General features: G+C 70.9%; 26 protein-coding genes and 1 tRNA gene. 15 read left to right on the top strand and 12 right to left on the bottom strand.

Going from position 1 to position 25,038, the window contains the following annotated elements:
• Nucleotides 1–216 (bottom strand): hypothetical protein, encoded by a 216-nt coding sequence (locus ACFU8V_RS02920; protein ID WP_085604211.1) that lies wholly within the window; start codon nt 214–216, stop codon nt 1–3.
• Nucleotides 217–360: 144 nt separating this feature from the next.
• Here ACFU8V_RS02920 and ACFU8V_RS02915 point away from each other — a divergent pair, with 144 nt between their 5' ends.
• Nucleotides 361–1,026, top strand: a complete 666-nt coding sequence (locus ACFU8V_RS02915; protein ID WP_217583319.1) for an HAD hydrolase-like protein — start codon at nt 361–363, stop codon at nt 1,024–1,026.
• Nucleotides 1,027–1,116: 90 nt separating this feature from the next.
• Here the strand turns inward: ACFU8V_RS02915 and ACFU8V_RS02910 are convergent, their stop codons facing one another.
• Nucleotides 1,117–1,323, bottom strand: a complete 207-nt coding sequence (locus ACFU8V_RS02910) for a cold-shock protein (RefSeq protein WP_017203899.1) — start codon at nt 1,321–1,323, stop codon at nt 1,117–1,119.
• A 480-nt stretch (nt 1,324–1,803) separates the two neighbouring features.
• Between ACFU8V_RS02910 and ACFU8V_RS02905 the strand changes: the two genes are divergently transcribed.
• Complete coding sequence (locus tag ACFU8V_RS02905; protein ID WP_303709570.1) at nt 1,804–2,625, top strand: shikimate 5-dehydrogenase; 822 nt, start codon at nt 1,804–1,806, stop codon at nt 2,623–2,625.
• Between the two features lie 15 nt (nt 2,626–2,640).
• On the opposite strand, the gene ACFU8V_RS02900 is transcribed toward ACFU8V_RS02905, so the two are convergent.
• Nucleotides 2,641–3,078, bottom strand: coding sequence for an SRPBCC family protein (locus tag ACFU8V_RS02900; RefSeq protein WP_126893808.1), 438 nt, complete (start codon nt 3,076–3,078; stop codon nt 2,641–2,643).
• Between the two features lie 148 nt (nt 3,079–3,226).
• Here ACFU8V_RS02900 and ACFU8V_RS02895 point away from each other — a divergent pair, with 148 nt between their 5' ends.
• The 4 genes from ACFU8V_RS02895 to ACFU8V_RS02880 all read left to right on the top strand — a co-directional run bounded on the left by ACFU8V_RS02895 (nt 3,227) and on the right by ACFU8V_RS02880 (nt 7,131).
• Nucleotides 3,227–4,555, top strand: coding sequence for a cytochrome P450 (locus ACFU8V_RS02895; RefSeq protein ID WP_303709569.1), 1,329 nt, complete (start codon nt 3,227–3,229; stop codon nt 4,553–4,555).
• A gap of 103 nt (nt 4,556–4,658) precedes the next feature.
• Nucleotides 4,659–5,843, top strand: a complete 1,185-nt coding sequence (locus ACFU8V_RS02890; protein ID WP_303709708.1) for a zinc-dependent alcohol dehydrogenase — start codon at nt 4,659–4,661, stop codon at nt 5,841–5,843.
• 68 nt (nt 5,844–5,911) lie between these two features.
• Nucleotides 5,912–6,157: a hypothetical protein gene (locus ACFU8V_RS02885; protein ID WP_303709568.1), complete on the top strand. Its 246-nt coding sequence runs from the start codon at nt 5,912–5,914 to the stop codon at nt 6,155–6,157.
• Nucleotides 6,154–7,131: a Clp protease N-terminal domain-containing protein gene (locus tag ACFU8V_RS02880; protein ID WP_378868846.1), complete on the top strand. Its 978-nt coding sequence runs from the start codon at nt 6,154–6,156 to the stop codon at nt 7,129–7,131. The genes ACFU8V_RS02885 and ACFU8V_RS02880 overlap by 4 nt, the downstream gene beginning before the upstream one ends.
• 8 nt (nt 7,132–7,139) lie before the next feature.
• Here the strand turns inward: ACFU8V_RS02880 and ACFU8V_RS02875 are convergent, their stop codons facing one another.
• Both ACFU8V_RS02875 and ACFU8V_RS02870 read right to left on the bottom strand, forming a co-directional pair.
• Nucleotides 7,140–7,451 carry a hypothetical protein gene (locus ACFU8V_RS02875; protein WP_303709566.1) on the bottom strand — a complete coding sequence of 104 codons (312 nt, stop codon included), beginning with the start codon at nt 7,449–7,451 and terminating at the stop codon, nt 7,140–7,142.
• A gap of 137 nt (nt 7,452–7,588) precedes the next feature.
• The gene (locus tag ACFU8V_RS02870; RefSeq protein ID WP_255218720.1) at nt 7,589–7,723 is read right to left on the bottom strand and encodes a hypothetical protein; all 135 of its coding nucleotides are present in this window, start codon (nt 7,721–7,723) and stop codon (nt 7,589–7,591) included.
• A 359-nt stretch (nt 7,724–8,082) separates the two neighbouring features.
• On the opposite strand from ACFU8V_RS02870, the gene ACFU8V_RS02865 reads away from it, so the two are divergent.
• From ACFU8V_RS02865 to ACFU8V_RS02845, 5 genes are all read left to right on the top strand, one after another.
• Nucleotides 8,083–8,349 (top strand): hypothetical protein, encoded by a 267-nt coding sequence (locus tag ACFU8V_RS02865; protein ID WP_303709565.1) that lies wholly within the window; start codon nt 8,083–8,085, stop codon nt 8,347–8,349.
• Nucleotides 8,346–8,660, top strand: coding sequence for a hypothetical protein (locus ACFU8V_RS02860; protein WP_062766051.1), 315 nt, complete (start codon nt 8,346–8,348; stop codon nt 8,658–8,660). Before ACFU8V_RS02865 ends, ACFU8V_RS02860 begins: the two co-directional genes overlap by 4 nt.
• 27 nt (nt 8,661–8,687) lie before the next feature.
• Entirely contained in the window at nt 8,688–9,161 is a 474-nt protein-coding gene (locus ACFU8V_RS02855; RefSeq protein ID WP_025105173.1) for a MarR family winged helix-turn-helix transcriptional regulator, read from the top strand.
• Nucleotides 9,158–9,961 (top strand): SDR family oxidoreductase, encoded by an 804-nt coding sequence (locus ACFU8V_RS02850; protein WP_126893803.1) that lies wholly within the window; start codon nt 9,158–9,160, stop codon nt 9,959–9,961. The genes ACFU8V_RS02855 and ACFU8V_RS02850 overlap by 4 nt, the downstream gene beginning before the upstream one ends.
• Nucleotides 9,962–10,083: 122 nt before the next feature.
• Complete coding sequence (locus ACFU8V_RS02845) at nt 10,084–11,223, top strand: calcium:proton antiporter (protein WP_378868841.1); 1,140 nt, start codon at nt 10,084–10,086, stop codon at nt 11,221–11,223.
• A gap of 6 nt (nt 11,224–11,229) precedes the next feature.
• Here the strand turns inward: ACFU8V_RS02845 and ACFU8V_RS02840 are convergent, their stop codons facing one another.
• On the bottom strand, nt 11,230–12,639 hold the full coding sequence (locus ACFU8V_RS02840; protein WP_126893801.1) for an MFS transporter: 1,410 nt from the start codon (nt 12,637–12,639) through the stop codon (nt 11,230–11,232).
• Between the two features lie 131 nt (nt 12,640–12,770).
• On the opposite strand from ACFU8V_RS02840, the gene ACFU8V_RS02835 reads away from it, so the two are divergent.
• Entirely contained in the window at nt 12,771–13,772 is a 1,002-nt protein-coding gene (locus tag ACFU8V_RS02835; protein WP_161973058.1) for a LacI family DNA-binding transcriptional regulator, read from the top strand.
• Nucleotides 13,773–13,775: 3 nt separating this feature from the next.
• Here the strand turns inward: ACFU8V_RS02835 and ACFU8V_RS02830 are convergent, their stop codons facing one another.
• The gene (locus tag ACFU8V_RS02830; RefSeq protein WP_062766041.1) at nt 13,776–14,708 is read right to left on the bottom strand and encodes a nucleoside hydrolase; all 933 of its coding nucleotides are present in this window, start codon (nt 14,706–14,708) and stop codon (nt 13,776–13,778) included.
• A 49-nt stretch (nt 14,709–14,757) separates the two neighbouring features.
• Here ACFU8V_RS02830 and ACFU8V_RS02825 point away from each other — a divergent pair, with 49 nt between their 5' ends.
• Complete coding sequence (locus tag ACFU8V_RS02825) at nt 14,758–15,618, top strand: ribokinase (protein ID WP_025105167.1); 861 nt, start codon at nt 14,758–14,760, stop codon at nt 15,616–15,618.
• A gap of 22 nt (nt 15,619–15,640) precedes the next feature.
• On the opposite strand, the gene ACFU8V_RS02820 is transcribed toward ACFU8V_RS02825, so the two are convergent.
• The 5 genes from ACFU8V_RS02820 to ACFU8V_RS02800 all read right to left on the bottom strand — a co-directional run bounded on the left by ACFU8V_RS02820 (nt 15,641) and on the right by ACFU8V_RS02800 (nt 23,643).
• A complete protein-coding gene (locus tag ACFU8V_RS02820; protein ID WP_025105166.1) occupies nt 15,641–16,108 on the bottom strand; it encodes a hypothetical protein in 468 nt (155 codons plus the stop codon).
• A gap of 64 nt (nt 16,109–16,172) precedes the next feature.
• Nucleotides 16,173–17,132 carry a hypothetical protein gene (locus tag ACFU8V_RS02815; RefSeq protein WP_378868838.1) on the bottom strand — a complete coding sequence of 320 codons (960 nt, stop codon included), beginning with the start codon at nt 17,130–17,132 and terminating at the stop codon, nt 16,173–16,175.
• Nucleotides 17,126–22,789: a GEVED domain-containing protein gene (locus tag ACFU8V_RS02810; protein WP_378871773.1), complete on the bottom strand. Its 5,664-nt coding sequence runs from the start codon at nt 22,787–22,789 to the stop codon at nt 17,126–17,128. The genes ACFU8V_RS02815 and ACFU8V_RS02810 overlap by 7 nt, the downstream gene beginning before the upstream one ends.
• A 225-nt stretch (nt 22,790–23,014) precedes the next feature.
• Nucleotides 23,015–23,476 (bottom strand): hypothetical protein, encoded by a 462-nt coding sequence (locus ACFU8V_RS02805; RefSeq protein WP_378868835.1) that lies wholly within the window; start codon nt 23,474–23,476, stop codon nt 23,015–23,017.
• Nucleotides 23,477–23,560: 84 nt separating this feature from the next.
• Nucleotides 23,561–23,643, bottom strand: a tRNA-Leu gene (locus ACFU8V_RS02800).
• Nucleotides 23,644–23,787: 144 nt separating this feature from the next.
• Here ACFU8V_RS02800 and ACFU8V_RS02795 point away from each other — a divergent pair.
• Both ACFU8V_RS02795 and ACFU8V_RS02790 read left to right on the top strand, forming a co-directional pair.
• Nucleotides 23,788–24,513, top strand: a complete 726-nt coding sequence (locus ACFU8V_RS02795; RefSeq protein ID WP_025102897.1) for a DUF3662 and FHA domain-containing protein — start codon at nt 23,788–23,790, stop codon at nt 24,511–24,513.
• Nucleotides 24,510–25,031 (top strand): FHA domain-containing protein, encoded by a 522-nt coding sequence (locus tag ACFU8V_RS02790; protein ID WP_025102896.1) that lies wholly within the window; start codon nt 24,510–24,512, stop codon nt 25,029–25,031. The genes ACFU8V_RS02795 and ACFU8V_RS02790 overlap by 4 nt, the downstream gene beginning before the upstream one ends.
• The last annotated feature ends 7 nt before the right edge of the window (nt 25,032–25,038 follow it).

The following is a 25,038-nucleotide window of genomic DNA, read 5'->3' as shown; positions in this document are numbered from 1 at the left end:
TCAGCGCGTCGAGACCAGTCGCGGCCGCGGACCCTCCAGCCGCGCGATCGCGATCTTGACCTCGGTGAGCTCGTGCTCGATCCGGTCGAATTTCGCGTCCACCGCGGCGAACCGCGTGTCCATCCGACCGATCATCCAGCCGAATCCGCTGATGATCGCGACGAGAGTCGTCGCGGCCGTCGCCAGCATCGTGATGACTTCCACCGACACGTACATGCCCCCATTCTCACCCGTGATCCCGCCGCTGTCACGACTCTAGATCGGCGTGAAGGGTGTTCACGCGTTCGGTGGATGAACCCGTTTCGTGCACACCTGTGCAGGACGGGCGGGCACCCGTTCGCGGGACCCTAGGCTGGAGGCATGCCCTCTTCGCCTTACTCGTGTGTGCTCTGGGACGTCGACGGGACCATCGTCGACGCCTCGGTCGGGATCCTGCGTCGCCTGAACATCGCCCTGACGCACTTCGGCCACCCGGCGCCGACGCGTGAGGAGCTCGTGCACTGGATCGGCCCTCCCATGTTCCAGTCCTTCCAGGACCAGGCGGGGATGACGCCGGAGCAGTCGGCCGAGGCGGTGGCGTTCTACCGCACCCTCGGCAAGGCGGACGGGTACACGACCGACGTGCAGACGTATCCGGGGGTCGCCGAGCTGATCCATGACCTGCACGCGGCGGGAGTCCCCCAGGCGACGGCGAGCTCGAAGCCCGAGAACCAGGTCGACGCGCTGGTCGATCACTTCGGACTCCGGCCGTCGTTCCTCACGACCGTGGGCGCGACGCCGGACGAGGCCACGCTCGCGTCCAAGACGGACATCGTGGCCGAGGCGCTGCGCCGGCTGCGCGCGCTCGGTGCGGACACCTCACGCCCGGTCCTCGTGGGCGACCGGCACCACGACGTCGAGGGCGGTCTCGCCAACGGCGTGCCCGTGATCTTCGTGGGCTGGGGATTCAGCGACCCGCACGAGGGCGACGACGCGGCGTTCCGCGTCACGAGCGTCGACGAGCTGCGCGCACTCCTGCTGCCCTGACCGGCCCCAGGCCGTCAGGAAGACGAAACTCCCCGCCGGGTCAGCGCCTGCGCGTGGATCCGACGGGGAGTTCCCGGTGTTGCTTCCGCCTCAGACGGGGCGGATGTTCTCTGCCTGCAGGCCCTTGGGACCCTGCGCCACATCGAACTCGACCCGCTGGTTCTCTTCGAGAGAGCGGTAGCCGGATGACTGGATGGCGGAGTAGTGCGCGAAGACGTCAGCGCCTCCGTCGTCGGGGGAGATGAAGCCGAAGCCCTTCTCCGAGTTGAACCACTTGACCGTGCCCTGGGTGCTCATGTACTGCCTGTTCTGCTGATGTAGAAGCCGACGCAGGGGTGCACCGACATCGCTAACGCTAGTGGAGGGGACCCCCGGCGGAATAGCCGTTGCGAGAAGGTAATCCAAATGTTGCATGAGCGGACGCGCCCGGAAAATGGTGTGGCCCTCACCGCGGGGGGAGCGATGAGGGCCGAAGACGACCGGAGGGTGCGTCAGAAACAGCCTAACCCCTCCGCGCGCTTCTTGTCCCCCTTTTGGGGGACAAATTTGAAAATCTTCGTGGCGGACGGCCGGGTAGCGGCCCTCTCGAGGAGTTCATTGGGGACTGAACTACTCGAGAGGGCCCAATCGCATGCACGGATCGCCCGGCCCGTGGGGAGGGCCTCCGCCTCCTGGGGAGAGGCGTAGACGATCGATCCCCTTGCATGCACTTTCACCATAGGGGAGGACGCGATCTTCCGCCATGGACCTTGACAGACGCAGGGGTAGCCTGATTCGGTGACCATGCTGAACAAGGACATGACGCTCTGCATCTCGCTGTCCGCGCGGCCGAGCAACAACGGCACGCGCTTCCACAACCACCTGTACGAGGCCCTCGGTCTGAACTGGATCTACAAGGCATTCGCGCCGACCGATCTGGCGCAGGCCATCGCGGGGGTGCGCGGCCTCCGCATCCGCGGGTGCGCGATCTCGATGCCCTATAAAGAGGACGTCATCGCGCTCGTCGACCGCATGGACCCCTCGGCACAGGCCATCGACTCCGTCAACACGATCGTGAACGACGACGGCGTCCTCACGGCCCACAACACCGACTATTCGGCGATCGCGCAGCTGATCGCGGAGAACGACCTCGACCCGGCGTCGTCGGTCCTCCTCCGGGGTTCGGGCGGCATGGCGAAGGCGACGGCCGCCGCGTTCCGCGACGCCGGCTTCACGGACGTGACCATCGTCGCCCGGAACGAGACGGCGGGCCGCGCCCTCGCCGAGCTGTACGGGTTCGCCTGGCGCGCCGAGGTCGGAGACGCGAGGGCCGACGTGATCGTGAACGTCACCCCGCTCGGCATGGCCGGAGGTGCGGAGGCCGACGCCCTCGCCTTCCCGGAGCCGACCATCGACGCCGCCGCGGTCGTGTTCGACGTCGTCGCGCTGCCCGCCGAGACGCCGCTCATCGCCGCCGGTCGGGCCGCGGGTAAGACGGTGATCACGGGCGCCGAGGTCGCGACGCGACAGGCGCTGGAGCAGTTCGTCCTCTACACCGGCATCCGCCCCTCGGCGGAGCAGGTGCGCGCCGCCGAGGAGTTCATGCGCGCCGGAGCCTGATGCGCAGAGCCCTCGTCAGGAGGCGCGGCCCTCGGCCAGGTAGCCGAGACGGTGGAGCGTCTCCGCATTCCGCCAGCGGAGCATCGGCGTGGTCAGGAACCGGGGCAGGATCGTCGCCGGGCCCTTGACCGGCTCCTCATCGATGCGCACCTGGCATCCGCTCGGGGTCGTCCGCGCGCGGATCGTCACCTGCGCCTCGCCCACCGGCCAGCCGCGCGCCCGCATGACCGCACGGTGCGGCGGGTGCCACTCCACCAGTTCGGTCGTGTCGTCCAGGAGCGCGGGCCACGTGCCGACCGAATGGTGCAGCTGGGCGCCCGCCGCCGGCCAGGAGTCGTCCACGTCGCGCATGCGGGAGGCGCCGACCACCCACGCGGGGTAGAGCCAGCCGTTCGCCAGCACGCGGAACACGTCATGGGTGGTGCACGTCAGGTCGCGGGTGTTGGTGGCCATGGTTCCTCCGTTCCGACCTCATCCTGCGCGCTCCGGAAGACGGTCGGACAGGTGCTTGACATCCGCAGAGCCGACCGTCCGGCTAGCACAAGCGTCTCGAGGATGCTTCCCCCTGGGCCCCGTCGAGATCCCGTGTCAGGGTCGGATCATGCTTCAGCGACTGACTTCCCGACTGTCCGACGGTGTCGACGCGGTCCTGCACGAGGACTCGCCGTCGCTGCTCACCCGCGGCTACGACTTCGGCGAGCGCATCTGGCGCCGAGCCCGCCCCGGCGCCCGGTCGGCCCCGATGCGCCTCCTCGGGCACCCGGCGGCCTTCGTCCGCGGTGCCGAGGGGGTGGAGCTGTTCTACGACGAGAGCCGCATCGCCCGCGCCGGGGCCATGCCGGGGATCGTCCGCGAGCCCCTGTTCGGGCACGGGTCCGTGCACGCGCTCGACGGCACCGCCCACCGCCACCGCAAGGCCACCTTCGTCGAAGCCGCGTACGAGGATGCGCAGGTCCAACGGCTCACACCGTTCCTCGAACGGGAGTGGGCGGCCGAGCGTGAGGACTGGCGTGCCGGCGGCACCCGCAGCGCTTACGACGCGGCCGTCGGCGCCTTCGGGCGCGCCATGATGCGCTGGGCCGGACTGCCGGGGACGGCGGCGGCGCAGACCCGCTGGGCCGCGCGCCTCGCGCAGATCGTGGACGGGTTCGGCGCCCCCTACTCCCCCGCCTACGTCGAGGCCTTCGCGAACCGGATCTTCTCGGACCGGCACGCGCGTCGCCTCATCGAAGCCGTCCGCGCCGGCGATCTGACGGCACCGGAGGGCACCGCGCTCGCCCTGTGGGCCGCGCATCGCGACGAGAACGGCGAGCTGCTGCCCGCCCGGGTCGCCGGGGTCGAGCTGCAGAACAGCATCCGTCCGATGATCGCCGCCGCGCGGTTCGTGGCCTTCGCCGCGAAGCAGCTGCACGACCACCCCGAGTGGCGTACCCGGATCGCCGCCGAGACCGCCGAGCGGGGATCGCTCGTGGGTGGAACGCTCGCGACGATGTTCGCGCAGGAGGTGCGGCGGACCGGACTGTTCGTGCCGATGCTGCCTGGTCGCACCGTCGCCGAGGTCGAGATCGACGGCGTCACGATCCCGGAGGGCGGCCGGGTCGTCCTCGACATCCTCGGCACGAACACCGACGAGCGGTCGTGGTCCCACCCGGAGCGCTTCGCCCCCGAGCGGTTCACCGATGTGGACGACTACGAGGAGATCACGACCTTAGTCCCCCAAGGCGGGGGCGACGTCGCCACCGGTCACCGCTGCCCCGGCGAGAAGCTCGTCATCGCCGGGCTCTCCGCCGCCGTCGCCGTCCTGAGCGACCCGGAGCTGACGGTGCTCGACGAGGGGCTCGACGTGAATCGCCGCCGCCTGCCCACCAAGCCCACGTCCGGAGCACGGGTGCGCGCCGCCGCTTCCGGGCGCGGCTGCCCGTTCCACTGAGTCCCGGGGTCGCACGTCGTCCAGGGCCTGTCAACCGGGTGGCCATGCTGCGGCGCGCCCGAGAGCGTGGAGGGACGACGGACATCGAGACGTGGAGGACATGATGAAGGCACTCACCTGGCAGGGCAAGCGGAACGTGACGGTGGAGGAGGTCGCCGACCCGGTGATCCAGCAGCCGGCGGACGCCATCATCCGGATCACCTCGTCGGCCATCTGCGGCTCCGATCTGCACCTCTACGAGCTCCTGGGGCCGTTCCTCGACCGTGGAGACATCCTCGGACACGAGCCGATGGGCGTCGTGGTGGAGGTCGGTGCGAACGTCACGAAGCTGAAGCCGGGCGATCGCGTGGTGATCCCCTTCACCATCGCCTGCGGCGTGTGCTTCTTCTGTCTCCGCGGGCTGCAATCGCAGTGCGAGACGACCCAGGTGCGCAAGTACGGCAGCGGCGCGGCGCTCTTCGGCTACACCAAGCTCTACGGCCAGGTCCCCGGCGGGCAGGCGGAGTACCTCCGCGTGCCGCTGGCTGACTACAACCACATCCCGGTCGCGCCGGACCTGCCCGATGAGCGCTACCTCTTCCTCAGCGACATCCTGCCGACGGCGTGGCAGGGTGTGGAGTACGCGCAGCTCCCCGAAGGCGGCACCCTCGCGGTGATGGGCCTCGGACCCGTCGGACAGTTCGTCAGCCGGATCGCCCGCCACCGCGGCCACCGCGTCATCGCGGTCGAACCGGTGGCGGAGCGGCGCGCGATGGCCGAGCGGCACGGCATCGAGACGCTCGACCTCACCGACACGACCGTCGAGGAGATCCGCGATGCCACGGAAGGCCGTGGCGCCGACGCCGTGGTGGATGCGGTGGGGCTGGAAGCGCACGGCAACAGCGGAGTGGAGTTCCTGCAGAAAGCGGTGGGCCTGCTGCCCGATCCCGCAGCGCGGCAGATGCTCGACAAGGCCGGTGTCGACCGGCTCGCGGCGGTGTACGCCTCGATCGACGCCGTCCGCCGAGGCGGCACAGTCTCGCTGAGCGGTGTGTATGCGGGCGACGCCGACATCCTGCCGATGAAGACCCTGTTCGACAAGCAGATCAGCCTGCGGATGGGGCAGTGCAACGTGAAGAGCTGGATCGACGACCTCCTTCCCCTCGTCGAGGACCCATCCGACCCGCTCGGCGTGATGGATCTGACGACGCATCACGCGGCGCTGGAGGATGCCCCGGAGCTGTACCGGACGTTCCAGGAGAAGAAGGACGGCTGCATCAAGGTCGTGCTGCACCCCTCCGCCGCCTGACGGGCCCGTCGAGGGACCCGGAGCAACCTAGGTTGACAGGGCTTCGGCAAGCAACGTAGGTTGACAGCATGGAGTCCCTCGACATCGCCCGCACCGCGGCGGACACGACCGATCCGCGTGCCGGGCTGCGCGCCGTGGCCTCGCTGCGGAGCCTCGCCGACGCGCTCGAGCTGCGTCAGGTGGAGGCCGCGCTCCGCGCCGGAATGAGCTGGCAGACCATCGCGGATGCCCTCGGCGTCACGCGGCAGGCCGTGCACAAGAAGCACAGCCGCCGCATCGATCCGACCATCCCGGTGCCGCGGAGGAACGCATGAGCCGGTTCACGCAGGCGGCTGCCACCATGCACACGCTGTCGCTCGCGGCGATGGAGGAGGCGTCGCGCCTCGGCGTGCATGACGCGGACATCGATCATCTGCTGCTCGCTCTCACGCTCGATGCGGACACCGGCGGGCAGGTGCTCCGGAGGGCCGGGATCCGCCTCGATTCCGCCCGGGCCGCCGTCGAGGCGCAGCACGCGGGGCAGCTCCTCGCCATGGGGATCGATGCCCCGGCGGTGGGTCCGGGTCGGATCGTCTTCCACGAGACCGACGGCTACGACTGGACCGAGCGTGCCCTCGCGGTCCTCCGAGCCGCATCCCAAGGAGGTCGCCGCGGGGACTCCGCCGCCGTGCTTCGCGCCCTGCTCGCGGAACCCAGCGGCCTGATCGCCGCCATCCTCGGCCGGCTGGCCGTGACGGAAGACGACCTCACGGCCCAGCTCGACGAGGTCGAGGGCACCGCGCGCTCCCCTCAGCCGGGCCGAAAGCCGGCCGCCGGGGGGATCACCGGGTCCCGCTCGATGTTCGTGCCGGCCGCCGACGCCGAGGTCCGGGCGGTGCTCGCCGATCCTGAACGGCTCCCGGAGTGGGAGCAGAGCGTCGCCAGCGTCCTCCCCGCCGGGAGTGACGGCCCCTGGGAGGCGTTCGCCCCGACCACAGCGCCGGACGGACGACCCCTGCGCCGCAAGCCCGAATTCCATCGCCTCTGCGTGATCCGGGACGAAAAGGACGGGGCGCTCACCTGGCGCTTCGAGTACCCCGACGCGCCCCATGCCAATCCGCGCGTCCTCACGATGGCACTCGAACCGGCCGCGGGAGGGACGCAGCTCCGCGCGACGATGACGTGGGAGACCAGGCCCCGCGGTCCGGTGCGACGGGCACTGCGGGCACCGCTGCGTCCGCTCTGGCGCGGCCTCGTCTTCATCCAGCTCGCGCAGGTGGAGAGCGGGATCACCCGCCTCTTCCGCTGAGCGCCGGCTCAGGCGCCCTCGTGGCGCGGACCGACGCCCGGCTCCTTGCTGTGGGTCGACTCGTAGGCGGGCTCCGGCGGGTTCTTCGACGACGGGTCGACGCGGGCCGCGTTTCCGGCCCCGGCGTCCGCACCGGCGCCACCGGCGGGCACGTCCTGCAGGGCGTCGGGGTCGTCGCCGCCCCGTTCGGCGAGGTGCGCCGCGACGCCCTCGCGGGAAGGCTGCTCGTCGGATTCGACGTCGTCCTCCTCCGCGAGCCGCAGGGCCTCCTCCGACAGCAACGGCTCGTCCGGGTACATGAAGGCTTCCGGATTCGACATGACGCGCTCCTCTCGTGGCGGGGACTCCAGAGTGCGTCGGATCCGCGCTGAGGACAAGGCCCGTTGACAGGTCGCCGTCGCCCCGGTAGCCCCGGTGGGCGCGGCGGAGCATCGCCACCCCCACCGGGCCGGAGTCCTCAGCTCTTCGCGCCCTTGCGAGGCTTGAGGAACTCGTCCGGGGCGTTCTTCGCGCGCTTCGCCGCCCGCTTCTCCTTGAGTGAGAGCTGCGGCGCCTTCTTCCCTGCGCGACCCGGTGTGGACTTTCCTGACATGGCGCTTCCCCTTTGTGACTGGCTGGCGTAACCCCCGACCATACCCGGAAGCACAGGGAAGTCAAATTTGCCGCTGAACGGGAGAAAAACGCACGCGGCAATCGCTCAGGACCCCATCCGGCGTGCGGACGATTCGCCACTTCTTTTGAATGACTCAAAATAACGTGGTACCGTCGAAGGACAGCAACCGGCCAGGCCGACCGCTCCGCACGCCCCTCACCGGGCCGCCGGCGGAGCGCGCGCCACCGCACCACGCGCACCGACCCCGGGGAGACCACCCCGCCGTCCGACGTGCGCCTCGCGAGGGACCCCCGTCCCTCGGCGCGAGCCTGCCCATCCGCCCCGAGAGAGGAACACGCATGCCAGAGACACGACCCACTGATCAGCGAAGGACGGAGTTCACCTCGATGCCGCACGCCCTCGGCCGCGGTGGCCGCGAGGACATCGTCTGGGAGGCGCTCGAGCGGGTGGACGGCAAGCCGGCGCCCGCGATCGGCGTCATGCAGGCGGCGATGGGCACGGAGGCGCAGATCCGCCTCACCGCGGACGTGATCCGCGCCTACCTCGATGCGCACGGCCTTCGGGACACCCGGGAGTGGGCGGCACGCCAGGGCGGTGCCGCATGAGGCGCCGGCTCCGCACGGAGACCCAGGAACACGCCGACACCGTCCTCCGCCTGCAGCCGGCCGAGCTCCATGACACGGCGCCGTTCGCGCCCGGTGACGACCGCTTCGTCGCCGAGCTCGCCTCCCCCGGCCTCGGGGCGTGCTCGTTCGTGCTCGGCCCGCAGGGCACGCCTGCGCCCGCGTGGATCGTGCTCGACTACGCCGACGGGCAGCAGCGCCGGTGGCGACGCGCGCGGCGCGCGGGCGGTCGCCACTTCTTCGCGCTCGTGGAGGACACGGCGAGCGCGGGGTACATCACAACTGTTGCCTGAGGCAACTTTGAGGCGTACCCTGGACACATGACCACCGGCGAAGACGTCGCCGGCATCCACCTGGCCCTCGTCCGGGTGGTGTCGGAGTGGAGTGAGAGCGACCTGCAACGTCAGGTCGCCGAAGCCGTCGACGTCGCCCTTGATCCGTCCGCCATCCGCGCGCTCTACCTGCTCGGGATGAACGGGGGTGCGATGGGCTTCGGCGACCTGGCCGCGCACGCGACGCTGTCGCGGCCGACCACGTCGAAGCTCGTCGCCCGCATGGCGACGCACGGCGTCGTCGACCCCGTGCGCTCGGGACGCACGGTCGAGGTGCGCCTGACGGACGCGGGCCGGACGGCCTATGCGCGCCTGGTCGAGGCCGGCCATCGCATGGTCGACGATGCGCTCGCAGGCTGGTCACCGGACGAGATCGACGGATTCCGCCGCCAGCTCGGCCGCTTCGTCACCGCACTGTCCGGCACGCCGCCGGTCGTGTCCATCAAGGAGGAAACCTCATGACCCGCACCTATGTCGTCACCGGATCCGCATCCGGCATCGGCGCCGCCACCACCGAGCTGCTCCGTGCCCAAGGCCACACCGTGATCGGCGTCGACCTCGCCGGCGCCGAGGTCGACGGGGATCTGTCCACCCACGAGGGCCGTCTGGCCGCGGCCAGCGCCGTGGTGGAGGCGGCCGACGACGGGATCGACGCCGTCATCGCCTGCGCCGGCATCTCGGCTCCGATCTCGAAGACGGTGTCCATCAACTTCTTCGGCGTGACGGAGTTCCTGACCGCGCTGCAGCCCACGCTGAGCCTGGCCGATGCGCCGCGCGCCGCCGTGGTGTCGTCGATGGCCTCGCTGCAGCCGGTGTCGCCCGAGCTCGTCGACGCCGCCCTCGCCGGCGACGAGGCGCGCGCGATCGAGATCGGCGACCGTCTGGCGGCGACCCCCGAGGCCGGGTTCCTCAACTACTCGTCCAGCAAGCGCGCCCTGTCGCGCTGGGTCCGTCGCGAGAGCGTCACCCCGGCGTGGGCGGGAGCGGGCATCCCGCTGAACGCGGTCGCCCCCGGCACCGTCACCACGGCGATGACGGCCGGCCTGCTCGACTCGCCCGAGGGCCTGGCCATGGTGGACGCCGCCGTGCCGATGCCGCTGAACTACCACCAGCCGGCGTCCTCCATCGCGGAGCTGCTCGTCTGGCTGACCAGCCCGGCCAACACCCACATGGCGGGACAGACGATCTACTGTGACGGCGGGGCCGACGCGGTGCTGCGCGGCGACGACATCTGGTCCTGGAACGACGCCCCGCAGGGCTGAGTCCGGCTCTGCTCAGCCGCTGTTCCGGGAGCGCGGGTATCCTGGAGGTGTCTCCGGCACCCGGAGCAGCGGACGAGGGAGCAGTACCCGCACACGACGACTGACTCATGAAGGAGTCCGTCATGATCCGGTCGTTCATCACCCGCACCGATGTGCTGCGCGTGGCGCTGGGGTGGGGGGCGTTCGCCGCCCTGCTCGCCCTGCACCCGCTGCTCGCGCCGCCCGTGCCCGGGCCGCTCCTGGTGGTGGCCCTCCTCGCGATCGTCGCCGTCATCCTCGTGTGCGCCTTCGGGGTCGTGAAGCAGGCCGAGGCCCTCGCCCACCGACTGGGCGACCCCTACGGCTCTCTGGTGCTGACGCTGTCGATCGTGCTCATCGAGGTGATCCTCATCTCGGCGGTCATGCTCGGACCGGGCGAGCACGCCACGATCGCGCGCGACTCGGTCATGGCCGTGTCGATGATCATCCTCAACCTCGTGATCGGTCTGGCCCTCCTCCTCGGCGGCCTCCGCCATCGGGGGATGGCGCACAACCGCACCGGCACGTCCGCGTACCTGTCGATGCTCGTGGTCCTCGTCGCCCTGGCGTTCGGGCTCCCCGGCCTCATCGGCGACAACGGTGCGTACACGATCGGCCAGGAGATCCCGATCATCGTGCTTACCCTCGCCCTCTACGCGTTCTTCCTGTTCCGGCAGATGGGTGCGCAGGCCGATGACTTCACCGAGGTGGACGAGCGGCTGCGACCGGCCGCCCACGCGGCGGAGAGGGAAGCACCCCGGACCCCCATTCGCGAGGTGCTCGCGGCCCACCGCGTCGAGGTGCTGACCCGCCTCGTGCTCCTCGTCGTCACGGTCGTCCCGATCGTGCTGCTCTCGCACGACATGGCGGCCCTGCTCGACGATGGTCTCGGCCGGCTCGGCGCTCCGATCGCCCTGGCGGGACTGCTGATCGCGGGCATCGTGTTCCTCCCCGAGTCGATCACCTCGATCCGCGCCGCCCTGAACGGAGAGGCGCAGCGGGTGAACAACCTCTGCCACGGCGCGCTCGTCTCGACGGTCGGCCTGACCATCCCGGCGGTCCTCCTGATCGGCATGCTCACCGGCCAGGAGGTGGTGCTCGCCGAGTCGCCGGCGAACCTCCTCATGCTCGCCGTGACGCTGCTGCTCTCGGTGACGACGTTCGCGGCGAAGCGGGTCACCGCGATGCACGGCGCGGCGCACCTGGCGACCTTCGCCGTCTACGTCCTCATCCTCTTCAGCTGAGCCGCCTCAGCGGGTCAGCTCGGCATGGACGGGCTTCGGGATGAAGAGGGAGAACGTCAGCGCGCCGGCGAGCACGACGGCACCGGTGAGGAGCGCGGCGACGTAGCCACCCGCCGCGTCCCCGCTGCCGCCGAACGACGTCTGGGCCGCGTAGATCACGACGAAGCTCAGCCCGGCCCCGAGGTTGATCGCACCGGTGTTCAGCCCGGGGAGGGAGCCCGGCCTCTCCGTGGGCGACAGCACGACCCCCAGGCCGTTCAACATGATGTTGCCGATGCCGGCGTAGGTGATGCCGGCGGCGACCGAGAGGAACAGCAGGATGATCCGCGACGAGGTTCCGACGTTCGCGACCATCAGCACGAGCACCACGATCGTGCCGACCAGCCCGATCCGCAGCATCGCCCGGTAGCCCACCGTCGCGGCGAGCCGTCCGGTGAGGGGTCCCATCAGCAGGCCCGCCAGCGCGTACGGCATCAGGATCCAGAACGACACCTCCTCCGCGCTCATCGCGAGTCCCATCGCGGTGTCCTGCGCCAGTGCAGGGACCACGCCGTTCATCACCGCGAAGATCCCGGAGAGTGTCAGCAACGATGTCGCGGAGAGCGCCCAGGTGGCACGCTGCTTCAACTGGGCGGGCGAGACGAGCGGGTCCCGCAGCGCACCCTCGAGCTTCCAGAACGCGAGGAAGGACACCACGGAGACGACGGCCAGCACGACCACCAGGAGCACGTCCGCCTCTGCGAGCTTCCCGAGCTCGTTCAGGGCGATGAGCATCGATCCGACGGAGACGACCAGGAGCAACGACCCCCACCAGTCCATGCGCGGGCGGTCCTCCGCCATCGTCTCCGGGGCGAGAAGGCGCACGACGAGTGCCGCGACCACAGCGACGCCGGCCATGGTCCAGAAGATCGAGGCGAAACCGTGGTTCGTGGCGAGGTAGCCGCCGAGCAGCGCGTCGCCGCCGGCGATCCCGCCGTTGACGGCTGTCACGACGCCGAGCAGGGTGCCGTACATCTTCGGGTCGCTGACGGCCGCGCGCAGCATGATCAGACACAGCGGGACGACGGGACCGGAGACACCCTGGATGAGGCGGCCGACGAAGAGCATCGGGACGTTGGTCGCGAGCGCCGCGACCACGCAGCCGACCGCCATCACCACGAGCATGCCGACGAGCACCCGGCGCCGTCCGATGAGGTCGCCCAGCCGCGGGAGGAAGAGGGTGAACAGGGCGGCGGCGGTGAAGAACACCGTCTGGGTGGCGGCGATCTCGGAGGCCGTCGCGTCGAGCTCGCGCTCCATCGTGACCAGCGCCGGGCTGAGCATGCTCGCGTTGAGCTGGAACGCGAGGCAGGCCGCGAGGAGGGCGACCATCAGGGGCGCGACGGCCGTTCGGGGCCGGAGGGCGGTGGTGTGCATGTCGTACTCACTTCTTCGTGTCGGTGCGGGGGCGCCGGAATGCGTAATCCTTTACGCGCGGCTTATCTTGGGAGTCGAGGCGCCGATGTCGGTGCCCGTCGGGAGTCGAGGTGCGGATGAGGAAGCCGTCGGTGACGCTGCACGATGTGGCAGCCGCGGCCGGGGTGTCGATCGCCACGGTGTCCCGCGCGCTGAACGGCAAGGAGCGCGTGTCCGGAGCCACCGCGGAGCATGTGGCGCGGGTGGCCGAGCAGCTCGGCTACCGGGTCAACCTCATCGGCCGCGGTCTGCGCGAGGGCACGGGCGCGACCATCGGCGTCGTCGTCCCGGTGATCAGCAACCCGTTCTACGGCGAACTCGTCCACCGGCTCGAGGACCACCTGCAGCGTCGCGGGTTCGATCTCGTCATCGCGGACTCGCACGGCGATGTCGACCGCGAGCGCGCCCGCCTGCGCATGCTCGTCGAGCGCCGTGTCGAGGGGGTCTTCGTCGTTCCGTCCGACGCGGAGCTGTCCTTCGACGCCGTCGCCGACACCGCCCAGCGGCTCCCGCTGGTCCAGGTCGACCGGCGGGTGCTGGACCTCGATGCCGACTTTGTCGGGGTGGACAACGATCATGGCATCGGGCTCGCCGTCGACCATCTGGCCTCCCGCGGCGCCTCTCGCATCGTCCTCGTGTCGGGCAACGACGTGACGTCGGTCGGCCGCGAGCGCCGCGCCGCGTTCGAGTCGATCGTCCGTGCGCGGTCGCTGCCGGTGGAGGAGAACGTGTTCGGCGAGTACCTTCTCTCCTTCGGAGAGTCCGCCGTCGCGCGGCTGCGGGCCCGCGGTCCGCTTCCCGATGCGATCGTCGCGGGGGACGACCTGGTCGCCGCGGGCGCGATCGCCGCGTTGAAGCGCGCAGGCCTGCGCGTCCCGGGCGACATCCTCATCACAGGGTTCGACGGCACCATGCTGGCGGACGTGTGCGAGCCGCGGCTCACGACCGTGGTCCAGCCGTTCGACGAGCTCGCCGCGGAAGCGGTGGAAGCGCTCGTGCGGCGGATGGACGATCCGGAGACGCCATACGCCCTGCGGCGCGTGACGCCGACTCTGCGCGTGGCGGAGTCGACGTCTCCCCCGCCGGGCGCGTGATCGTCAGGCCAGCGCTGCGACGGCATCCGTCACCAGATTCCAGAAGGCCGGCACGTCCAGGGTCAGCGCGATGTCGGCGTTGGGCTCCTTGCCCAGCATGTCGTGGAGGTCGACGCAGGTCGCACCGGCCGTGAACTCGCCCGCCGTCTCGATGTCGACGTGGCAGCGCTGCACGGTGGCGACGGCGCGATCGATCGCGATGGCGACGGTGATCGGGTCGTGCAGCGGCCCCTCCGGCATCCCCTCGGCCCGGTCGTACGACGCGGAGAAGAAGCGCAGCAGCTCGACACCGAACGCCGCCGTGCGGTTGCCGACCGCCGCGATCCGCTGCACGACCTCCTCGGTGATGAGGGCCTGATGGGAGATGTTGAGTCCGACCATGGTGAGCGGCAGACCGGACGCGAACACGACCGCAGCCGCCTCGGGGTCGGCCCAGGCGTTGAACTCGGGATAGGCGCCGACGTTGCCGCGCCCGGTCGATCCGCCCATCCAGATGATCTCCTTGATCTTGCGGGCGGCCTCCGGGTGCTGCTGGAGGAGCAGGGCGATGTTCGTCAGGGGCCCCGTGGGGATCACCGTGATCGGCTCCGCGGACGCGTTCAGGGTGTCCGCGAGGAAGTCGACGGCGTGCCGCGGGTCGAGCGGGACCGTGGGCTCAGGGAGGACGGGTCCGCCGAGGGCGTTGTCGCCGTGGATCCAGGCCCCCGGCGTGAGCTCACGGCGAAGCGGCTTGTCGGCCCCCGCCGCGACCGGCACGCCGGTCACGCCCGCGACCGTGAGGGCGATCTGGGCATTCCTCGTGGTGTGCTCCAGGTAGCCGTTGCCGCCGACGGTGGTGACGCCGCGGAGGTCGATCTGCTCGTTCCCGGCCGCCAGCCAGATGGCGAAGACGTCGTCGTGGCCGGGGTCGCAGTCGAGGAGGACGGGGACGGGCATGGGGTGCTCCTTTGCAATCGGGTGTGCGTAAACGTTTACACTCTTTCTCATGAACGTCAAGCCGGACGCCGTCCTCGCCCCCGCCCTCGTCGTCGTCGGAAGCGCGAACGTCGACCTCACCGCCTTCGTCGATCGGCTCCCGACCGCCGGGGAGACGGTCGCCGGGGGCCGACTCTCCCGCGACCTCGGCGGCAAGGGCGCCAACCAGGCCGTCGCCGCCGCGAAGCTGGGAGGGCGGGTCCGCATGGTGGGCGCGGTGGGGGCGGACGCCGACGGCGCCTGGATGCGCGAGGAGCTCGCGAGGGCCGGCGTCGACACCACCGATCTCCGCCAGGTCGCCGCACCCACCGGGACCGCGCTGATCGTCGTGGACGCCGAGGCCGAGAACCAGATCGCGGTGTGTCCCGGCGCGAACGAGCTCGTCTCCCCCGAGGGCGTCGCCTTCGCGCCGGACGAGGCCGTTCTGCTGCAGCTGGAGATCGCGCTGTCCGTCGTCGAGAACGTGGTCGCCCGCGCCGAAGGGTTCGTCGCGGTCAACGCCGCCCCCGCACGGCCCCTCCCTGACGCGCTGCTCGAGCGGGTGGATCTGTTCATCGTGAACGAGACCGAGCGCGAGCTGATGCCGGAGCTGGCGGATGCCGCACTCGTCGCCGTGACCTACGGCGCCGCGGGCGCGGCCCTGTTCCGCGGCGGCGAGGAGATCGCCCGGGCGGACGGCGTGCCCACCCGCGCCGTCAACACCGTGGGCGCGGGGGACGCCTTCTGCGCCGCGCTCGTGCTTGCCCTGCAGAGCGGACTCTCCCCGCGAGCGGCCCTGCAGACGGCCTGCGCTGTCGGCGCGGCCGCTGTCGCGGACCTCTCCTCGCAGCCGCCCTTCGAGCCGCTCGCGCGCTACGTGCCCGTGTCGTAGCGGCCCCGCGACCGGGATCGGGTCAGGACGCGGCGCCCGCTCCGCGCAGCGCGCAGCGGAGGTCGCTCGGCGGCACGAAGTCCGCGGTGAGGGACCAGTCGGCCTCCTCGCCGGCGGGGACCTCCACCGTCGCTTGACCGGACCCGACGACCGTGGCCGCATCGGTGGTGAAGAACACGGTCACGACGTAGGTCGCGTCCGCGTCCGTGGGATTGCCGACCACGCCTTCCGCCGTCCCGCCGTCGTCCTCCGTGGTGCAGGTCGTGATCTGGGTCCCGGCGCGCACCTCTGGGGCGTCCGGCACGTCCTCCGGCACGCTCGTCGCTCCGACGACCCCCTCGTCCTCACCGGGGATCTGCGGCGCCCCCTCCGCGGCCGTGCGCGTCGGGGCCGGCTCCTCGGCGGCGGGGGAGCAACCGCTGAGCAGGAGACCGAGGATCAGGATCGGTGCCGCGAGGCGCGAAGTGCTGCGGTGGCGTGTGGACATCATGGGCTCCTCCTTCGACCGGGATCGCCCGTGGCGGGTGGACGCACCCGCCACGGACGACGCTCGGTCAGCGCTGTTCCTGCTCTTCCTCTCGCCGTCGCACCCGCGTGAGGCCGAGACCCAGGCCGGCGAGGACCATCACTCCGCCCAGCAGCAGGCCGCCGGCGGCGAGCGTCCCACCCGTGACCGCGAGCCCGGTCGGCGGCGTCGGCACCACGCGGGTGACCGTCTGCGAGGTCGGCGGATCGATCGGCCCGCCCGGCGTGTTCCCGCTCACGGCTGCGACGTTGCGCACCTCACCGCGACGCACGTCGGCGGCATCGATGGTGTGCGGCGGCACGGTGCACGTCATCCGCTCCCCGGAGGCGAGGCTGGTCGCCGGGCAGGTCACCGGGCCCGCGGTCGGATCGGACACGACGATGTCGGAGACCGTCTGCGCCCCTATGTTGCTGACGACGATCGTCCACTCCACCCGGTCGCCGAGGTCGACGATCCCGTTGCCGTTCACGTCCACGGTCGTCGCGCGCTTCTCGATCGCAAGCTCGTTCGTCCCGTCGAAGGGCACCTCGACGGTCGACGGCGGCGACACCGGCGGCGTGCCCGATGGCGGTGTGCCGGTGGCCGTGGCCGTGTTGGTCAGCCGGCCGGAGTCGACGTCCGCCTGCGTCGTCGTGTACGTCGCCGTGCAGGTCACGGTCTGCCCGGGGATGATGCGCGCGGCCTCATCGGGGCAGGAGATGGCCGAGAGGTCGCCCTCTCCGGAGAACTCGGTCTCCTCGACCGCCACGTCGCTCAGCGTCACGTTGCCCGTGTTGGTCACGACGAAGGAGTACTCCAGCGTCTCCCCCACGGTGGTCATCACGGCCGGGGTCGCGGACTTCACGATGCTGAGGCCCGGGGTCGGCAGCGCGGGGACGCGCGCCTCGGACGGCGGCGACACCGGGGGCTGCAGGTCCCCGGGCGGCACACCGGTCGCGGTCGCGGAGTTCGTCACCTGGCCGGCGTCGATGTCCTCCTGCGTCAGCACGTACGTCGCCTGCAGATGAGCTGGGCCCCGGGGGCCATCGACGCGGTCCCGGCCGGGCAGTCGATCGCCGACAGCGGACCCGTCCCGGAGAAGTCGCCCTCGGTGATCGCGACATCCGTCAGCGTGACGTTGCCGGTGTTGGTCACGACGAAGGAGTAGGTGATGTCCTGGCCCACGACGTAGGCCGCCGCCGTGTCGGGGCTGGCCGACTTCACCACGGCGATCGCCGGGTTCCGGTCACCGGGCACCTCCACCGTCGACGGAGGCGTCTCCGGCGGCTCGCTGGTCGGCGGCTCTCCCGTCGCGACGGCCGTGTTCGTGAGTCGCCCGGCATCCACATCCGCCTGGGTGACCACGTACGGCGCCGTGCAGGTCACGGACGCACCGGGGGCCAGCGAGGCCGCCGCGGCCGGACACGTGATCACCGGCGCGGTTCCCGTCCCCGAGAACGACACCTCGTCCACGCCGACATCCGTCATCGTGACGTTGCCCGTGTTGGTGATGAGGAACGAGTACGTGATCGTCTGCCCTGCGGCGCTGATCCGCGTGAGGTCCGCGGTCTTCGCCACCGTGAGGGCCGGCGACCCGTCCGAGGGCACCTCGACCGTCGAGGGCGGCGAGACCGGCGGCTGCCCCGACGGCGGTGTCCCCGTGCCGGTAGCGGTGTTCGTGACGCCACCCGCATCGATGTCGGCCTGCGTCACGACGTACGGCGCGGTACACGTCACCTCCGCTCCCGGAGCGAGGGACTCCGCCCCCGCGGGACAGGTCACCACCGGCGCCGTGCCGGTGCCGGTGAACGAGACCTCGTCCACCCCGACATCCGTCAGCGTGACGTTGCCCGTGTTCGTGAGGAGGAACGAGTACGTGATCGTCTGGCCCGCCGCGGTGATCTCGGTGCGGTCGGCCGTCTTCGCCACGGTCAGCGCGGGAGCCGGGTCACCGGGGACCAGGACGGTCGACGGCGGCGACACCGGGGGCTCACCCGAGGGCGGCGTGCCGGTCACGGTCGCGGTGTTCGTCACCCCGCCGCCGTCGAGGTCGGCCTGCGTGACCACGTACGGCGCGGTGCAGGTGACCTGGGCTCCCGGCGCGAGCGACGCGGCGCCCGCCGGACACGTCACGACCGGAGCCGTGCCGGTGCCGGTGAAGCCCGTCTCCTCCACCGTCACGTCGGCGATCGTCACGTTGCCCGTGTTGGTGGCCAGGAAGGAGTAGGTGATCGTCTGGCCGGCCGCGGTGATCGTCGACCGGTCGGACGACTTCACCACCGACAGGCCCGCCGACGGCTCCGACGGCACCTCGACCTCAGACGGCGGTGACACCGGCGGCTCCCCCGACGGCGGCGTGCCCGTGGCGGTCGCCGTGTTGGTCACTCCGCCCGCGTCGATGTCGGCCTGGGTGACGACGTACTCCGCGGTGCAGGTGACGTCGAGCCCCGGTGCGAGCGAGGACACCGCAGGCGGGCACTCGATCACCGGCGGAGTCCCCGTACCGGTGAAGGAGGCCTCCGTCACCTCGATGTCCGTCAGAGTGACGTTGCCGGTGTTCGCGACGACGAACGTGTAGGTGATCGTCTGGCCCGCGGCCGTGATCTCGGTCCGGTCCGCCGTCTTCGACACCGTCAGCCCCGGCGACGGCTCCGACGGCACCTCGACCTCGGACGGCGGCGACACCGGCGGCTCCCCCGACGGCGGCGTGCCCGTCACCGTGGCGGTGTTGGTCACCCCACCCGCGTCGATGTCGGCCTGGGTGACGACGTACTCGGCGGTGCACGTGACCTGCGCGCCGGGAACCATCGTGGCGGCACCCGCCGGACAGGTCACCACCGGGGCAGGACCCGTACCGGTGAAGGTGCCCTCCTCCACCGTGACGTCGCGCACCGTGACGTTCCCGGTGTTCGTCACGAGGAAGGAGTAGGTGATCGTCTGCCCCGCTGCCGTGATCTCCGTCCGGTCAGCGGTCTTCGTCACGGTCAGCGCCGGGGCCGGGTCGCCGGGGATCTCCACCGTCGTCGGCGGCGACACCGGTGGCGTCCCCGACGGCGGCGTGCCCGTCGCCGTCGCCGTGTTCGACAGCTGCCCGGCGTCGATGTCGGCCTGCGTCAGCGTGTACGTGGCGGTGCACTCGACCTGCGCCCCCGGCGCGAGCGATGCGGCCCCCGCGGGACACGTGATCGCCGACACCTCTCCCGAGCCCGTGAACGCCGTCTCGTCCACCGTCACGTCGGTGAGGGTCACGTTGCCCGTGTTCGTCACCACGAAGGTGTAGGTGATCTCCGTCCCCACCGTGTAGCCGGCGGCGGTGGAGGGATCGGCCGACTTCACGACCGTGATGCCGGGCGTCTGGATCGACGGCACCTCGACCTCCGACGGCGGCGACACCGGCGGCTCGAGGGTTCCGGGCGGGTCGCCCGTCACGGTGGCGGTGTTCGTCACGCCGCCTGCATCGATGTCGGCCTGCGTCACCTCGTAGGTCGCCGTGCACGTCACCTCAGCTCCGGGTTCGAGGGACGCGGCCGCTGCGGGGCAGGTGACGACGGGAGTCGCACCGGTACCCGAGAACGACACCTCGTCGACGGTCACGTCCGCGATGGTCACGTTGCCCGTGTTCGTCACGAGGAACGAGTAGGTGATGACGTCCCCCGCGGCGGTGATCTCCGTCCGGTCGGCCGTCTTCGCGACCGTGAGGGTGGGCGCGCCGGGCACCGTGACGATCGCCGTGGAGGGCGCCGACACCGGCGGTTCGAGGTCGCGGGGCGGCGTGCCCGTCGCGGTGGCGGTGTTGGTCACCTGACCCGCGTCGACGTCCGCCTGCGACGCCTCGTAGGACGCGGTGCAGGTCACCTGGGCGCCCGGAGCGAGTGCCGCCGCGGCGGCGGGGCAGGTGATCTCCGGCGCCGTGCCCGTGCCGGAGAACGCGGTCTCGGTCACGGTGATGTCGGTGAGGGTCACGTTGCCCGTGTTCGTCACGAGGAAGGCGTAGTCGACGGTCGCCCCGGCGGCGGTGATCGACGTCGGATCGGCCGTCTTGACGAGGGTGATCGCGGGCGTCTCGTCCGCGGGGACCACCACGGTCGAGGGCGGTGACACCGGCGGCTCCCCCGTGGGCGGCTCCCCCGTCACGGTCGCGGTGTTGGTCACCCCGCCCGCGTCGATGTCCGCCTGCGTCACCACGTAGGGCGCGGTACACGTCACCTGGGCGCCGGGGGCCAGGGAGGCGGCCGCCGCGGGGCAGGTGACGACCGGAGCGGTACCGGTGCCGGTGAACGACGTCTCCGTCACCCCGACGTCGTCGATGGTCACGTTCCCCGTGTTGCTGATGAGGAACGAGTAGGTGATCGTCTGTCCGGCCGCGGTGATCTCCGTGCGGTCCGCCGACTTCGCCACCGTGAGCGCCGGGGCGGCGGTGACGGGGATCTCGACCGTGGACGGCGACGACACGGGTGCCGCGCCCGTCGGCGGCGTTCCCGTCGCGCTGGCCGTGTTCGTGAGCGCCGAGGTGTTGTAGTCCGCGGCCGTCACGGTGTAGCTCGCGGTGCAGGTCACCTGCGCTCCCGGAACGAGGGATCCGGCGCCGGCGGGGCAGGTCACGTCGAGGGCTCCGGTGCCGGAGAAGGACTCCTCGTCGATGCCGACGTTCGTCAGGGTCACGTTCCCGGTGTTCGTGACGAGGAAGGAGTAGTCGATGGTCTGCCCGGCGCCGGTGATCGCGGTCGTCTCGGAGCTCTTCTCCAGCGAGATCGCCGGAGCCGGGTCCACCGGCACGCGCACGGTCGACGGCGGAGACACCGGAGGCGTCAGCGACCCGGGAGGCACACCGGTGGCGGTCGCCGTGTTGCTGACCGATCCCCCGTTCACGTCGGCCTGGGTCAGGGTGTAGCTCGCGGTACAGGTCGCCTGCGCGCCCGGGGCGAGCGGTGCCGTCGGGCATACGGCCGCCGAGAGCGTCCCGGAGCCCGTGAACGCCGTCTCGTTCACCGCGATGTTCGAGACGGTCACGTTGCCCGTGTTGGTGACGATGAACGAGTAGTCGATCACCTGTCCGACCGTGAAGTCGTCCGGTCCGGACGGGGTCGCCGACTTCACGACCGTGAGCGCCGGGGTACGGGTCGTCGTGACCGTCGCGGTGCTCGGGTTGCTCTCCACGCCGGTGTTGGCCTCGGAGGTTCCGGTGGCGAGCGCGGTATTCGTCACCGTGCCCGCGTCGATGTCCGCCTGGGTCAGCGTGTACGCCGCCGTACAGGTGGTGTTCTGCCCCACGGCGAGCGTCGTCGCCGCACAGTTCACCGCCCCGAGCGTCCCCGTACCGCTGAACGCGGACTCGCGGATGCCGAGCCCCGAGACGGCGACGTTGCCGGTGTTCGTGACCGCGAACGAATAGGTCACCGTGTCCCCCGCCGCGCTGGCGGTGGTCGGCGTGACCGTCTTCGTCAACGCCAGAGAGGGCGCCGGAGCCGTGATCGTGACGGCGTAGTCCTCCACCTCACCCGGACCGCCCGTCCCCGTCGGCGTCGCCGTCGTCAACCCCGTCCCGCTCTGGATGCGGAATCGGGCGAACGTCTGCCCGCCCACCGTCTGCGAGGCGATGCCGGACCAGTTCAGTGTCACGGATGAGCCGTCCGCCGTGCCCGCGGGGACCGTCGCGGTGGCGCCCTCGTTCGCATCGAACACGCCGTTGCGGTTGAAATCGATCCAGCCGACCAGGGTCGCCGGCACACCCGGCACCTTGTTCGACGCCAGCACCGACACCGAATAGGTGTTCGTCACGCTCGCCATGATCGGCCCGAACGACGCCAGCCCCGTCTCGTCGTTGATGGTCTGGTTCGGGGCCGTGCCGCCGACGACGTTGTCGCCCGTCGCGTTCGCGCTGTACTGCATCGCCGTCTCGGCATCGGCCGACCACCCGAGATACGTCGCCGCATTCAGCTCCTGGGAGGCCGAGCCGTAACTGGCCGGCGCATCGCCGAAGTCGTCGGGGATGGTCGTACAGGAAGGGTTGAACCCGTCGATGCCCTCGCCACCGCTCTGCGCGCGGTAGCCGCGCACGACGATGTCGCTCGTCCCGGTCGTCCCGGCGGGGCCGCATCGGGGGGTCGGCGTGTTGAGGCCGCCGTTCGTGTTGAAGTTCTGCCCGGCGGTGAGGACGGTGGCGGAGGCCGCGAGGTCGATCCGCAGCTCCCCCGCGGTGGTGAAAGTCATCGGACGGCACGTGATCTGCACGGACGAGGGCCACCGCGCGCCGTTGTCGCCGACGAAGGTGGTGCCGGTGATGCGATGCACGAAGGTGTTCGCCGGACACGTCGCCGTCTGCACGTTCCCGCGACCCTGGTCGTAGACCGGCCCCTCGATCCACGTGGGGTTCACCGTGGAGGTGATGACCCCCGCATTGCTCACGGTGATCGACGAGCACTGGAGGCTGAAGCGCGTAAGGATCGAGTTCGCCGAGGAGCCTGGCGCGTCCGCGGTGCGGTTCTCCGTCCGCACGGCCGTGAGGACGGAGTTCGCCGGGCACTCGGTGGGGGCGGTCAGATCCTTGTCCGACCCGACGACGGGTCCTTCATACGACACGCCGAGGTACAGCTGAGCCGGGTCGCCCGGGGCTGCTGTCGCGGGCACCACGGGCGCGACGAGCGATCCCAGCACGAGGGCGAGCATGGTCGCCACCGCCCACGACGTCCGCGGTGATGACCGTGGCCGTCGTCGCGCTCTCCGATCCATCTTCTCTTCTCGACCAGACCGCGTGCGCAGAGAACCCCGCATGAACACTCCCCTGTCCAGATCCCGGCTCACCCGCTCCCCGAGCTGGGATACCGCCGAGGGTAAGGCGAGCGATCAGGGAACTCCAGGGCGACTTTCGTCCCCCCAGGATGAGGACTCAGGTCAGCGATCGGGGGTGGAAGGCGCCTCGAGTCGACGACGCAGAGCATCGGCGCGCTCCTCGAGTTCCGCGCGGATCTCGTGGGCGGCGAGCGAGCCACCGGAGAGGAAACCGGCCTCCAGCGCCTCCCGCCACCGACGGTTCACCTCGTCCAGCTCGAGGGTGAGGCGCTCCCTCTCCTCGGCCGAGATCGGCTCCGGCGGGACGGACTCCTCCGCCCCGTCCTCCGGCACGACGTACCACCGGAAATCCTCGCGACCGCGGGCATTGTTGAGACGCCAGAGGAGGAAGAGGGAGAGAAGGAACCCTGCTCCCCCCGTCGCGATCATCACCCAGGCGAACCCGGGCGTCTCGTCCAGAACGCCGAAGCCATACCAGAGGAGCAGCAACGCGGTCAGAGCCAGGGCACCGGGGTAGACGATGCGGACGAGGACGAGTCCGACGGTGTGCATCCAGGGGCTCATGCTGCAGACCGTTCGATAAGCGTTCGCGGGGAAACAGAAAGAGCCGGTCAGACTCTGACCGACTCTTTCATGAATGTCTCGCTGTGCGCGAGGGGGGACTTGAACCCCCACGTCCATACGGACACTGGCACCTGAAGCCAGCGCGTCTACCATTCCGCCACTCGCGCGAGCGTCTCGCTCCGAAGAACTCAACTTTCCGAGGATATCACGCGTTTTCGCCCGCGTTGCACACCCCGGCAGGGGCGTCGGCGGCGTTCCCCCAGGTCACCTGGCTACGATGTCCCTACCGGTCGGCATGCCAGAGGAGCCCAGTGGGACTACTTGACAGCTTTGAGAAGGGTCTCGAGCGCGCAGTGAACAGCGCGTTCGCGAAGACCTTCCGCAGCGGCATCCAGCCCGTGGAGATCGCTTCGGCGCTGCGACGCGAGGCGGATACCACTGCGGCCGTGGTGAGCCGTGACCGCATCATCGCGCCCAACAACTACGTCGTGCGCCTGAGCCCCGACGACGCGGAGCGCATGCGCGGGCTCGGCGGCGCGCTGACGGACGAGCTGCACGCACTCCTCACGAAGCACGCGAAGTCGCAGGGCTACAGCTTCGCCGGCCCCCTGTCCCTCACACTCGAGGCGGACGACAAGGTCGCCACCGGCACCGTGCGCGTCACCTCGGGCACCGTCGAAGGACGCGTGAGCTGGCAGGCCGTGGTCGACGTCGACGGACGCCGGCACACCCTCACCCGTGCCCGCACCGTGATCGGCCGTGGCTCCGACGCCGACATCACCATCGCCGACGCGGGATCCAGCCGTCGTCACGCCGAGATCCTCTGGGACGGCGAGCGCGCGATGCTCCGCGACATGGGATCCACCAACGGCACGAAGGTCGACGGGCAGAAGCTCCGCGAGGCCGCGCTCCCCTCCGACACCACGATCACGATCGGTCGTACCGACCTCGTGTTCCGCATCGTCCCCGTCGCCACCCCGTCGCGGTCGTCGCGCCCCGACGACGACGCGACCCGCGTGTTCGGAGCCCTCGGATGAGTGAACTGGTCCTGCTCCTGCTCCGCATCGGCTTCCTCGTGCTGATGTGGTTCTTCGTGTTCGGGGTCGTCTACTCCCTGCGCGCCGACCTGTTCGGGGTGCGCGCTCGGAAGCTCCCCGCGGAGGCGACAGCGGGAGCACCCGCCGCCGCTCCGGCCGCGGCACCGGCTGCCCCGCCCCGTCCCTCGTCGGCGCGACCGTCGACCGGGCCCGCGACCGTGGCCACGGCGAAGCGCCTCGTGATCACGTCCGGACCGAAGGCGGGTCTCGAACTGCCCCTGGGCTCCGACGCGATGACGATCGGCCGCTCCAGCGAATCCGCTCTGGTGATCCGCGACGACTACACGTCCAGCCATCACGCCCGGCTCCTGCTCCGCGGCGACACGTGGGCGATCCAGGACCTCGACTCGACGAACGGCACCTTCGTGGCCGGCCAGCGGGTGACGGGCGGCCCGGTCTCCCTCAGCCTCGGCACCCCGGTCAAGGTCGGCGCGACGACGTTCGAGCTGAGGGCCTGACGCCGGC

Origin of the sequence: Microbacterium sp. NPDC057658 (assembly GCF_042799975.1) — a bacterium.
Lineage (GTDB): Bacteria > Actinomycetota > Actinomycetes > Actinomycetales > Microbacteriaceae > Microbacterium.
The sequence above is the reverse complement of the archived record's forward strand: the minus strand, read 5'-3'. Positions and strand labels throughout refer to the sequence as shown.